Annotated in this window: 5 protein-coding genes; 4 read left to right on the forward strand and 1 reads right to left on the reverse strand. The window is 71.0% G+C overall.

The window, feature by feature from the left end; translation table 11 throughout:
• Positions 1–239 precede the first annotated feature (239 nt).
• The 3 genes from LXT23_RS22210 to LXT23_RS22220 all read left to right on the forward strand — a co-directional run bounded on the left by LXT23_RS22210 (position 240) and on the right by LXT23_RS22220 (position 10150).
• Positions 240–4697, forward strand: a complete 4458-nt coding sequence (locus LXT23_RS22210) for a galactose-binding domain-containing protein (RefSeq protein WP_253982223.1) — start codon at positions 240–242, stop codon at positions 4695–4697.
• A 174-nt stretch (positions 4698–4871) separates the two neighbouring features.
• Entirely contained in the window at positions 4872–6491 is a 1620-nt protein-coding gene (locus LXT23_RS22215) for a hypothetical protein (RefSeq protein ID WP_253982224.1), read from the forward strand.
• Positions 6492–6508: 17 nt separating this feature from the next.
• On the forward strand, positions 6509–10150 hold the full coding sequence (locus LXT23_RS22220; RefSeq protein ID WP_253982225.1) for a hypothetical protein: 3642 nt from the start codon (positions 6509–6511) through the stop codon (positions 10148–10150).
• Positions 10151–10165: 15 nt separating this feature from the next.
• Here the strand turns inward: LXT23_RS22220 and LXT23_RS22225 are convergent, their stop codons facing one another.
• Complete coding sequence (locus LXT23_RS22225; protein WP_253982226.1) at positions 10166–10888, reverse strand: YebC/PmpR family DNA-binding transcriptional regulator; 723 nt, start codon at positions 10886–10888, stop codon at positions 10166–10168.
• 151 nt (positions 10889–11039) lie between these two features.
• Between LXT23_RS22225 and LXT23_RS22230 the strand changes: the two genes are divergently transcribed.
• Positions 11040–12857 carry a hypothetical protein gene (locus LXT23_RS22230; RefSeq protein ID WP_253982227.1) on the forward strand — a complete coding sequence of 606 codons (1818 nt, stop codon included), beginning with the start codon at positions 11040–11042 and terminating at the stop codon, positions 12855–12857.
• Positions 12858–12930: the final 73 nt, after the last annotated feature.

Below are 12930 nucleotides of genomic sequence, written 5' to 3' on the forward strand. Positions count from 1 at the left end.
TGCAACCTGACAGCAGCCGCAACCCGGTAGAAATCCAGCCAGGGTGACTGGAGGCGTGTGTCCGGAGCTTGCACGGGGAAGACATGGCTTGCCGCGTTATCCGGACCTGGTTTGACTTTATCCAGAGTCCGAACAATTAGAATCAGCCTCAGAAAGGAAAGGACCGCTCGGGCGCAGCCTCTCCTCGACAGCCGCTGACGCACCCCCTCCCCCACTTCCTCCAGCGGTCCGCTTTTCCCATGAGTGTGCCGATTCGTCGTGTGCAGGCCGCGCACGGCCCCTGGTCATGGCTGGCCAGGGCCTGCGCGGTGGTCGCGGTATTGGGTGTGGTGGCGGTGGGTTCAGCGGCTCAGGCCCAGGCGAACCTGGCCCTCAACCGGCCGGTGGTGACGTCCTCGGCGGAGCCGGGGCTCACCGGCAACTTCGCGGTGGACGGCAACGCCGGCACGCGGTGGGGCAGCGGCTTCACCGCGAACGAGTGGCTCTACGTGGACCTCGGCACCAGCCAGGCCATCTCCCGCGTGGTGCTGACGTGGGAGACGGCGTACGGCCGGGGCTACACCATCCAGACCTCCAACGACGCGACGAACTGGCAGAACGTGCGCGTCATCACCGACGGCGACGGCGGCACGGATGACCTGGCGGTGACGGGCACCGGCCGCTACGTCCGCGTCCTCGGGCAGGTGCGCGGTGCTATCGACTACGGCTACTCGCTGTGGGAGCTCGCCATCTACGGCGCCACCGCGCCCACGGGAGACCTGGCCCGGGGCCGGCCCGCCACCGCCTCCACGGTGGAGGCCAACGCCGCCCACCTCGCGGCCCAGTACGCGTTCGACGGTGACGCGACGACGCGCTGGTCCTCCGAGTCCCTGGAGGCCCAGTGGATTCGCGTGGACCTCGGCTCCTCGCAGCAGCTCGGCAGGGTGGTGCTGAACTGGGAGGGCGCGTACGGCAAGCAGTACGCCCTCGAGGGCTCCACCGACGGCACCACCTGGACGGCGCTGGCGCCCACCATCACCGACGGCGCCCCGGGCAGCCGCGCCATCACCGTGTCGGGCACCGCCCGCTACGTGCGCATGCGTGGCATCGAGCGTGGCACCGGCTACGGCTACTCGCTCTGGTCCTTCGAGGTCTACGCGCCGGGCGGCGGCCCGCAGGACCCGCCTCCGCAGACCACGAACCAGACGGTGAAGCTGATGTTCCCGGAGCTCGCCTACGCGAAGATCAACGTCTCGCCCGCGCCCATCAGCGTCACGCCGACGCCGGAGGAAGGCAACACCACGCCGTCGGTGCGCAACCCGCCCGGGCCCTTCACCTACGAGCTGACCTTCCCGCCCAACACCACCGTCACGATGTCGAAGAACCAGTTCTCGCCCACCCAGCCGAACACGGACATCCGCCTGGCCGTCACCACGTCCACCGGCACCGTGCTCCGGGGACAGACTGTCTCCGCGCTGGCGGTGCAGGGCGCGGAGTGGAAGGTGGAGATCTACTCCACGGGCGGGCCCACGGACCCTCGCGACCGCACCATCATCCCGGACCCTTACGTCGCGCCTCCGCCGCCCCCGGTGGCCGGAGCCTTCCCCGTCATCGCGCCCGCCAACGGCGCGATGATTACGACCACGCGCCGCCCCACGCTGCAGTGGTCCGCCGCCACCGGAGCGACGAACTATCAGGTCTACGTCAACGTCAGCCGCAACGACTACGACTGGATGGCGCCGGGCAGCCTGCTGGACCGCTACACGCTGATGGCCACCGTCACCGGCACCTCGTGGACGCTGACCGAGGACCTGCCGGACCGCTGGACGTACAAGTGGTACGTCGTCGCCACGTTCCCCAGCGGCAACACCAGCCGCTCGGACCTGCGCACCTTCTCCGTCTACCTGCCGGTGGTGGAGACGGCCGCCGACGGCGTCAACCTCATCAACGGCGCGCGAGACCTCAACAAGAACGGCACCCTCGAGCCGTACGAGGACTGGCGCAACCCCATCTCCGTGCGCGTGAACGACCTGATGGGCCGGATGACGCGAGAGGAGAAGGCGCTGCAGATGTTCTTCGATGCCAAGACGGTGCCCGCGGCGGGCTTCACCATGGGGCCCTTGAGCCCGCAGGACATCGTCGACTTCCAGCGGGCCTCCGCGGCCACGCGGCTGGGAATCCCTCACGTCGACGCGGGTGACACCATCCACGGCTACAAGACGAGCTGGCCCACGCAGCCCGCGCTCGCCGCGTCCCGGGACCTCGACACCGTCTACGAGCTGGGCGACATGCAGCGCCGCGAGCAGCTCGCCATCGGCAGCCGGGGCACGCTCTCCCCGCTGGCGGAGGTCGGCACCAAGGTGCTCTATCCGCGCATCCAGGAGGGCGGCGGCGAGGACGCCGACCTGGCCGCGGGCATGACGCGCGCCCTCGTCGCCGGCCTGCAGGGCGGCCCCGAGGTGAACCCGCACTCCATCTGGGTGACGACGAAGCACTGGCCGGGCCAGGGCGCGGGCGGCGAGGCCGGCATCACCTACGACGGCACCACCATCCACTACCACATGCGTCCGTGGCACGCGGCCATCGAGGCGGGCACCAGCGGCATCATGCCGGGCTACGCCGGCAGCTGGCTCCTGGGGCCCGAGGGCTACGGCGCCGGTGACAACCCGAGCATCATCAACTACCTGCGCCAGAAGCTCGGCTACAACGGCGTGGTCTGCTCGGACTGGCTGCCGTCGGGCGCGTGGGTGCGCTCGGCCACGGCGGGCTCGGACGTCATGGGCGGCGCCACCCCCACGCAGTGGGCGGACTTCGCGACGGCCGTCTCCGAGACGCGCATCAACGAGGCCACGCGCCGCATCCTCGACCTCAAGTTCCGCCTGGGCGTCTTCGAGGACCCGTACCGCCGCGGCCCCGCCGGCACCTCCGAGTGGCACACCGCCGACCACAAGGCGCTGGCCCGCCGCGCCGCACAGGGGGCCATGACGCTGCTCAAGAACGACGGCGCCCTGCCGCTGCGCCTGTCCGCGGGCGCGAGCATCGTCGTCGCCGGCCCGCGCGCGGACGACACGGCCTGCATGGTGACGTGGCGCTCGGACTTCCACGGCACGGAGTTCGGGGACCTGACCATCTACCAGGCCATCAAGCAGCGCGCGGAGGCCGCGGGCATCACCGTCTACAAGGACAACGCGCCCGCGGGCGTCACGCCGAACGCCGCCATCGTCGTGGTGGGCGAGAGCTACTTCACCCACGGCACCGAGTGGGACAAGGAGAAGCCCTACCTGCCGGGCGACCCGATTGGCCCGGCGCACGACGCCAAGTGGGGCAACCAGTACGGCATCATCACCGGCTTCAAGTCGCGGAACATCCCCACGACGACGGTGCTCATCCTGCCGCGCCCGTACATCCTGACCAACGTCGTCCCCCAGACGAACGCGCTGCTGGTGGCGTACCGTCCCGGCGACATGGGCGGCCTCGCCGTGGCCGACGTCCTCTTCGGCGACGTGCTCCCGCGCGGCATGCTCCCGTGGCAGCTGCCGCGTGGCATGGACCAGATTGGCACCGACGTGGAGGCCGGCCAGATTGAGCGCTGGGACTACCCGTTCGACCTGGGCGCCACCACCGCCCAGCGCGCGGAGATTCGCGCCAGGATTGCGGCGGGCCAGCCCATCCTTCCCATCTACGGCAACCCGCTCTTCCAGTACGGCGCGGGCATCCAGGGCTTCGGGCTGGTGGACGCGACGCCGCCCACGGCCTTCACCCTGCTGACGCCGGCGCCCGGCTCCACCATCACCACGAAGCCCAGCTTCACCTGGTCGGCGAGCAGCGACCCGCAGACGGGCATCCACCGCTACGAGGTCTTCGTGGACGGCAGCCCGTTCCCGGTGGCGACGACGCGCACGACGTCCGCCACGCTGAACACCGCCATCGGCAACGGCGCGCACACCTGGTTCGTGAGGGCCTACAACTGGGCGGGGGGCGTCACCACCTCGGCCACGGCCACCTTCACGCTCAACGACACCACGCCTCCCGCGACCTTCGCGGCGCTGCTCCCGGCGGCGGGCACCACGGTGCCGGGCGCCACCACGACGTTCACCTGGGAGCAGACGACGGACGTCGGCGCGGGGGTGTCCCGGTACATCCTGGTGCTGGACGGCACGGAGCGCTCGCCCACGGTGACGCCGCGCGCGTACGTGGGGCTAACCACAAACCTGTCGCTGGGCCGCAACGCGGTGGCCACCTCCAACGAGTTCGGCACCGCGGGCGACGCGGTGGACGGCAGCATGGCCACGCGCTGGTCCAGCCGCAACGACGTGGCCAACCCCGACACCGAGTCCATCACCGTGGACCTGGGCGCCGTGCACTCCATCAAGCGGGTGGTGCTCAAGTGGGAGGCCGCGTACGGCCGCCAGTACGTGGTGGAGACGTCCGTCGACGGCGCCACCGGCTGGCAGACGCTGCGCAGCGTCACCACCGGTGACGGCGGTGAGGACGTGCTGGACGGCCTGAGCGGCGTCGGCCGCTACGTGCGCATGCGCGGCGTGCAGCGCCAGACGACCTACGGCTACTCGCTGTGGGAGTTCGAGGTGTACGGCGTGGGGACGGAGCAGCTGTCCGTCACCGGGCTGAACGCCGGCAGCCACACCTGGCGCGTGCGCGCGGTGGACGGGGCGAACAACAGCACCCTCTCCACCGGCCCCATCACCTTCACGAAGTAGCCCCTTCGGGAAGCACGTGGAAACCCCCGACCCCGTCGGCCCCTCCTCCGAGGGGCTGGCGGGGTCTTTGCGTGGGGACCTGTCCTCCGGGGCACCGCGGGGAGGCGAGCCACCCGTGCGTGGTATAGGGCGCATGACCGGGCAGGCCGTCTGCCTCCGTATCTCCTTATGTCCATGCGCCGACCTCTCCCCCCGCTCGCGGCCGCCCTCGTCACGCTGCTCGCCACCCTCCCCGCATGCCAGCCCGGCGAGCCGGAGCCGCCGCCTCCAGGCCCCACGCCGTGCGCGCCCAACCCGTGCACCGAGCCGCACCGCACCGTCTGTACGGCGGTGGACGACACCACGCACCAGTGCGGCTGTGATGCCGGCTACCGCCTGAGGGCGGGCCAGTGTGTGGAGATACCGCCCACGTGCCCCGGCCTCGAGCAGAGGCCGGGAGGTGATGCCCTCGAGTTCGATGACTGTCCCGAGCGAGCCATCGACCTCGCCCCCTCGAGCCAGGTCCTGGAGGGCCGCACGCTCTTCCCGGAGCTGGACAAGGACCATTTCCGCCTCCAGGTCCGCGAGGGGGCCCTCTACCGTGTCCGCGCGGAGTCGCTCATGACGCACGCCCTGGACATCCTCACCGAGGACGGCCTGCGGACGGTGACGGGGCACCATGGGGCCGTGCAGGTGGCGGTGACGCACTTCAAGGCACCGTCGTCCGCGCCGCTGCTGGCACGGCTGATCTCCAGGGACCCTCTGGGCGATGGGGCCTACCGGCTCCTCTTCGAGGAGCTCCCCCCGGATGACCATGGGGACGACGAGAATCGCGCGAGCCCCCTGCTCCCGTCGTCACCGCCCTTCCAGGGCACCTTCGAGTGGCACCAGGATGTGGATGCCTTCACCTTCGTCCCCACCGCCGGCCACCACTACGGTGTGACCTGTGAGGCGAACGACGGCAGGGTGTGCGAGCAGTTCCTGTCTCCCCAGGGCCGGCGGCCCGCCCCGGCGGCAATCTGGTCCCGGCAGGAGCTGCGCATCGAGGCCCTGGATGCCACGCCCTACGTGGTGCTGGTGCGCGCGCACGCGTTCCTGCCGTATCCCTACACCCTCCACCTCAGGGACCTCGGCCCGGATGACCACCCGGACGGCAGCTCCAACGGCACGCCGGTGGCGCCAGGCGGCCCGGCCCTCACGGGGACGCTCCTGCTGGAGACGGACGTGGATGCCTTCACCTTCACCGCCCAGGCCGGGCATGTCTACCAGCTCGACTGTGCGGACCAGCGCGGCAGGCTCCGGGTCTCGCTCAGGGACGCTGCCGGGAACCTCGTGGGCAGGCAGGCGCCGTCCAATGACATCTTCTACGCCGAGACGCAGACGGACGGACCGCACACCCTGCAACTGAGCCCGCGGCTGACCTGGCTGACGGGGACGTACTCGTGCCGGCTCACGGACCAGGGGCTCGACGACCACGGCGACACGTGGGAGCTCGCGACCCCGATGACGGCGGCGGAGGTCTCCGGGGAGCTCCAGTACGACGGCGACGTGGACTTCGCCTCCGCCCGGACGACGCCGGGCGTCGACTACCGCGTGACGCTGACCGCCGGCTCCGTGGAGCGGGTGGGCCTGCGCATCACCACGTCCAGGGGAGCCCTGCTCGGCACCGGCACGGCCGGGACCACGCCCGTGGACATCACCTTCAGGGCCAACACCGAGACCACGCACTTCGGCCTGAGCAGCGCCGACGACTTCCCGAAGATGGGCACCTGGTCCCTGCGGCTGGAAGAAGCGGGCGCCCAGCCCCTCCCCTGACCTTCCCTTCCCCTCCCATGACCCGACCGCTCCCGCTCCCCTCGGCCGCCCTGGTGGCGCTGCTCGCGCTCGTCTCCGCCTGCCAGTCAGAGCCTCCCCACGCCCTCGAGGAAGCCTGCCGCGACGTGTCCTGCGGCGCGGGGCGCTGCGCGCTCATCGAGAGCGGTCCCGCCTGCCTCTGCGACGCGGGGTACCACGCGGACGGCCTGCGCTGCGTGGAGGACCCACCGCTTCCGGACCCGACGCCCTGTGAGCCCAACCCGTGCACCGAGCCGCACCGCACCGTCTGCGCCGTGGAGGACACCACGTACCAGTGCGGCTGCGACGCCGGCTACCTGTGGCGGGACGGCCAGTGCGTGGAGCTGACGCGCCCCACGTGCGCCGCCGAGCCCTGGCCGGGCGGCGACACCTTCGAGCCGGATGACTGCCCCGAGCGCGCCGTCCTCGATGTCCCCATGGGCCAGCCCCTGGAGACCCGCACCCTGGCCCCGGTGGGTGACGTGGACTGGTACCGCCTCCAGGTGCGCGAGGGCGTCACCTACCGCGTCCGCGCGTCGACCTCCACGGGCCTGGGGCTCTACCTGGACGTCGTCACCGAGGACGGCCTGCGGCCGGTGATGGCGGACCACCAGGACAGGCCGCAGGTGGGCGTGCACTTCAAGGCGCCGTCCTCCGCGCCGCTGCTGGTGCGGCTGAGCATGTACGACCCCGCCACCCAGGGGCCCTACACGCTCCTGCTCGAGGAGGAGCGCCCGGACGACTACGCCGACACGGCGGACGGCGCGCGGCCCCTGCCGGCCGGAGGCGTGGTGGTGTCCGGCCGCGTGGACTTCCATGGCGACGTGGACCTGCATGCCCTGCCGCTGGACGCGGCCTCCTCCACCGTCATCGACGTGGTGGGCCTCCAGGAGGGCGTGGCGGACCTCCGGGTGGAGCTGCTGGCACCCGACGGCACCACCGTGGTGCGGCAGGGGCGCGGCTCCCAGCTGCGCATCAACCTCCGCGCGCCCGTCGGAGGCCGCTATCTGCTGGCCGTGCGCGCCACGGACCCGACCGCCACGCCCCACTACCGGCTCGCCTTCCAGCAGCTCGGCCCGGATGACCATGGGGACGACGAGGCCAGCGCGAGCCCCCTGTCCGCCACGCCCGCCCCGGTGCAGGCCACCTTCGAGCGGGGCGGAGACGTGGATGTCTTCACCTTCGTCCCCGTCGCCGGCCACCACTACCGCGTGTCCTGCAGCGCTGGCACGCCAGGCTTCGAGTGCGAGAAGCTCCTCTACCTCCAGGGCGAGCGGCCCGGCTTCTGGCAGTGGGAGCAGGTGCGCTTCACGGCCTCGGCCGCCGCGCCGCATGTGCTGCGGGTGCGCTCGTTCTCGGGCGCGGTGGGGACGTACGCCGTCCACCTCGAGGACCTCGGCGCGGACGACCATCCGAACGGCACCACGAGCGGCACGCCGGTGACGGTGGGCGGCCCGGCCATCACCGGGAGGCTCCCGGTGACGACGGACGTGGATGCCTTCACCTTCCAGGCCCAGGCCGGGCATCTCTACCGCTTCGACTGCGCGAACCCGCAGCAGTGGCTGGCCCTCTCGCTGCGGGACCCGACCGGAGACGCCGTGGGACAGGCGCACTCCGGCAATGTCCTCATCGCCAGGGCGCACGTCGATGGGCCGCACACCGTGCAGCTCGCCACGTCCTTCTCCTTCCTGACCACGCCCTACTCCTGCCAGCTCACGGAAGCAGGGACCGACGACCACGGCGACACCCCCGCGACGGCCACCCCGATGACCTCGGCGGAGGGCGCCGGTGCCATCGACTACGACCGGGACGTGGACGTGCTGTCCGCCCAGACGGAGCCGGGCGGCATCTACCGGCTGACGGTGACCGCCGGCACCGCGAACGCCGTGAGCGTGAGCATCACCTCCGGAAGCGGCGCCGTGCTCGCCTCCGGCCAGGCGCACAGCACGTCCCAGGTGTTCGCCTTCAAGGCCACCACCGGGACGACGGCCTTCCAGGTGAGCAGCCTCTACTACCCCTCGCTCCTCGGCACCTGGTCCTTGCGGCTGGAGCGGGCGGGCGCGGACGACCACGGAGACACCCCCGCGACGGCCACGCCCGTCACCGTGCCCGGCGAGCTCACCGGCACGCTCGACTTCGCCGCCGACGTGGACGTCTTCTCCTTCCCCGCCACGGCCGGGCGCATCTACCGCATCCACTGCCCGCAGGTGGGCAGCAGCGGCAGCGAGCCCTCCATCCTCGTATACGAGGGCGCGAGGCAGCCCCAGGGCAGCAGGGTCCGGGTGCAGCACGAGGTGGAGACCAGCGGCACGCTGGCGGTCGCGGTGTCCGGGGGCAACGCGGCCTACCGCTGCACGGTGGAGGACGTGGGCACGGATGACCACGCGGACTCGGCGGTGGGCGCGAACGAGCTGGCAGCGCCCGCCGTGGGAACCGGAGCGCTGGAGACCTTCCAGGACGTGGACGCCTTCACCTTCCGCCCCACGCCGGGCCGCATCTATCGCTTCGCCTGCTCGCAAATCCATTGCGGCGTGCGCGTGCGGGGGCCGGAGGGCCAGGTCCTCGCCGAGAAGCAGCCGGGCTTCAGCGCCCCCACTGCGCTGAGCTGGGAGGCCGCCGACGCCACCCTGGTGTCCATGGAGGTCTTCTTCTCCTCCATGCTGGGCACGTACACCTACGCGCTGGAGGACGTGGGCACGGACGACCACGGAGATACCTCCGCCGCCGCCACCCCGCTCGGCGTGGGGACGGTGGGCGCCAGCTTCGAGAGCTTCCGCGACGTGGACGTCTTCAGCTTCTCCGCCACCGCGGGCCGCGTCTACCGGGTGCGCTGCTCGAGCTCCACGTCGCCCTGGTGCGAGGTGAAGGTGAAGGACCCGACGGGCCACGACGTCCCCGCGTTCCACGAGGCGCTGGTGGGTGGGCGCTACGTCATCGAGGTCAGCACCAGCTCCATGGAGACGGGCACCTATACCCTGCACCTGGAGGACCTGGGACCGGATGACCACGCGGATACGGCCACCGGGGCCACGCCCCTGCCGGAGGGCTCCATCGGGGTGGGCGGCTACCTCGAGACCTTCACCGACGTGGACGTCTTCAGCCTCTCCGTGACGGCCCCGAGGGCCTACCGCATCGTCTGCAAGCCCACCGGGCCCTCCCCCGTCGGCTGCATGCTGCGCGTGCGCGATGCCCGGGGAGTCCTGGTGGTCTCCAGCGGCAGCTCGAGCGAGTGGGTGTCCTTCGAGGCCCCCGCCACGGGCACGCTGACCGTCGAGGTGTCCTCCGCGTCCTCCCAGTACACGGGCACGTACACCGTGACGCTGGAGGACCTGGGCCTGGACGACGCGGGCAACACGCCGGCGACGGCCGCGCCCCTGCCCCTGTCACAGCGCGTGGAGCGCCGCTTCGAGACGCGCTCCGACGTGGACGTGTTTGCCCTGCAGCTGAGCGGGGGCCAGCGCTACCGGGTGGAGCTGCACGCCACCGCGACCCTCCAGCTCGCCGTGCTCACCGCCGGCGGCGCCGTGCTCCCGCTCGACTTCACCCGGGAGTTCAGGCCCCCCACTGGCGGGACGTACTACCTCCAGCTCGCGGCGAGCGAGGCGGGCCCCTACGAGCTCCAGGTCCTGCCCAGCTTCTGAGCAGGCCCCGTCACCTCAGGCCAGGTTGTGGAAGACGCGCTGCACGTCCTCGTCCTGCTCCAGCGCGTCCACCAGCTCCAACACCTCGGTGGCCTTGTCCTCGGGCAGCTCGATGGGAGTCTGCGGCACGTACTCGGACTCGGCGGAGATGGGCGTCAGGCCCTTGGCTTCAATCGCGTGCTGCAGCTGGCCGAAGTCGGTGAAGGCGCAGTGGAGGATGACCTGCTTCTCACCCTTCTCGCCCGTGCCCTCACCCATGTCCACCAGGCCATGGTCGATGAGCTCCAGCTCCAGCGAGTCCAAATCGAGGCCCTCGGGGTTGAGCCGGAACACGCCCATGCGCTGGAACATGAAGGCGACGCTGCCGGTGGTGCCCAGGTTGCCGCCGTACTTGTTGAAGTGCATGCGCACGTTGGCCACGGTGCGCACCACGTTGTCGGTGGCCGTCTCCACCAGCAGCGCGATGCCGTGGGGCGCGTAGCCCTCGTAGAGCACGATTTCGTAGTCGGTCGCCGTATGGCCGGTGGCGCGCTTGATGGCGGCGTCCACCTTGTCCTTCGGCATGTTCGCCGCGCGGGCGTTCTGGAGAATCCGGCGCAGCGTGGAGTTCGAGTCGGGGTTGGGCCCGCCCGCCTTCACGGAGATGGCGATGTCCTTGCTGATCCGCGTGAACACCTTCGCCATCTTGTTCCAGCGGGCCATCATCGTGGCCTTGCGTGTCTCGAAAATGCGTCCCATGGGAGGGATGTATAGGTCGGCCGCCTTCCGGATGGCTACCCCCCTCGCGACGGGCTGACCGAAGGAAAACCGCGCATCCCGTTCACACTCCGCGCGCGGGGGCTATCAGGCCCATCGGGGCCCGCCACCCGCGCCGCTGAGGGGTCGAGTCATGTTCAACGAGTCACGCAAGGGCCGTGGATTCGGGCGTTCCTGGATGGTGGGTGCCGTGGGCGCGGGGCTGCTGGCCGCCTGCACCGGCGCGGAGCCGTCCGGTGTGCAGGCGGAGCAGGCAGAGGACGGGCCGGTGGCCATCGGCACGTCGCAGAGCGAGCTGTACGTGGCGTCCACGCGCGTCTGGAGCACGCCCAACATCGAGGTCTGCTGGGAGACGGCGGGCTTCGCCACGGAGAAGGCCTGGGTGCAGAACGCGGTGCGCGCCACCTGGGAGAAGGAGAGCAACCTGCTCTTCACCGGCTGGGGCACCTGCCCGGCCAGCTCCGGCATCCGCATCCGCATCAACGACGAGGGCCCCCACACCAAGGGCCTGGGCACCCAGCTGAACAACGCCGCCGCGGGCATGGTGCTCAACTTCACCTTCGCCAACTGGAGCCCCAGCTGTGCCTCCAGCGCCGCGCAGCGCGAGCACTGTATCCGCGCCATCGCCGTGCACGAGTTCGGGCACGCGGTGGGCTTCGCCCACGAGCAGAACCGCGCGGACACGCCCTCCACCTGCACCAGCGCGCCGCAGGGCTCCAACGGCGACACCACGGTGGGCTCGTGGGACTTGATGTCGGTGATGAACTACTGCAACCCGACGTGGAACAACGCCGGGCAGCTCAGCGTCACGGACATGCAGGGGGCCCGCCAGTTCTACGGCCACCCCCTGGGCGCGGACCAGCAGTTCCACGCCGCCAACATCAACAATGACGGCCGCGCGGACATCCTCCAGACGTTCCGGGGCTGGGCGTCCATCCCCACCTGCACCTCGACGGGCAGCGGCTGGTCCTGCACCAACCCGGGCGCCACGATGTACAACTGGGGCTCCGCCGAGCAGCGCACCGTCACGGGGACGTTCAACAACGACGGCCTGACGGACGTGGCGCAGGTGTACCGCCTGTGGGGCAGCATCCCCACCTGCTACTCGACGGGTGGCGGCTGGAGCTGCTCCAACCTCTCGGCGGCCATCACCAACTCGGGCTCCGCCGAGCAGCGCTTCCTCACGGGCCGCTTCAACAACGACGGCCTGACGGACATCGCCCAGGTGCACCGCGGCTTCACGAGCTACCCGCTCTGCTACTCGACGGGCAGCGGCTGGTCCTGCGCCAACCCGGCGGCCACCGTCTACACGTGGAACTCGCCCGAGGAGCGCTTCCTCACGGGTGACTTCGACGGCAATGGCCTGACGGACATCGCCCAGGCCTACCGCGCCTGGACGAGCTACCCGGTGTGCCGGTCCACGGGCACGGGCTGGACGTGCGCCAACCCGTCCGCCACCGTCTACAACTCGGGCTCTTCCGAGCAGGACTTCCTGACGGGCGACTTCAACGGGGACGGCCGCTCCGACGTCGTCCAGGCGTACCGGGGCTGGGCCGCGCTGCCCACGTGCTACTCCACGGGGACGGGCTGGAGCTGCGCCGTCAACAACGTGAGCACGTACAACTCGGGCTCGCCGGAGCAGCAGTACCTGACGGGCGACTTCAACGGGGACGGCCGCACCGACGTCATCCAGACGTACCGGGGCTGGTCCACCATCCCCACCTGCTACTCCACGGGGACGAGCTACGCCTGCAACAACCTGCCGGCGACCATCCACAACTCGGGCTCTTCCGAGCAGCGGTTCATGACGGCCGACGTGAACGCGGATGGCCGCACGGACGTCATCCAGGTGTACCGGGGCTGGTCGCAGTACCCGGTGTGCCTGTCCACGGGCACCGGCTGGAGCTGCGGCACCTGGGCCGCGACGGTCTACAACGTCGGCGCGTACTGAGCCTGGCCGCGGCGCTGGCGGCGGGCGTCCCGCTTCGGACGTCCGCTGCCGGCACGCTCAAGGAGCAGGCTGG

It is taken from the genome of Pyxidicoccus xibeiensis (assembly GCF_024198175.1).
Lineage (GTDB): Bacteria > Myxococcota > Myxococcia > Myxococcales > Myxococcaceae > Myxococcus > Myxococcus xibeiensis.

Bases quoted from the DNA above. Each gene is read 5' to 3' on its own strand.
- LXT23_RS22220 (WP_253982225.1), top strand. From the start codon at position 6,509: ATGACCCGACCGCTCCCGCTCCCCTCGGCCGCCCTGGTGGCGCTGCTC.
- LXT23_RS22215 (WP_253982224.1), top strand. From the start codon at position 4,872: ATGCGCCGACCTCTCCCCCCGCTCGCGGCCGCCCTCGTCACGCTGCTC.
- LXT23_RS22225 (WP_253982226.1), bottom strand. From the start codon at position 10,888: ATGGGACGCATTTTCGAGACACGCAAGGCCACGATGATGGCCCGCTGG.
- LXT23_RS22230 (WP_253982227.1), top strand. From the start codon at position 11,040: ATGTTCAACGAGTCACGCAAGGGCCGTGGATTCGGGCGTTCCTGGATG.
- LXT23_RS22210 (WP_253982223.1), top strand. From the start codon at position 240: ATGAGTGTGCCGATTCGTCGTGTGCAGGCCGCGCACGGCCCCTGGTCA.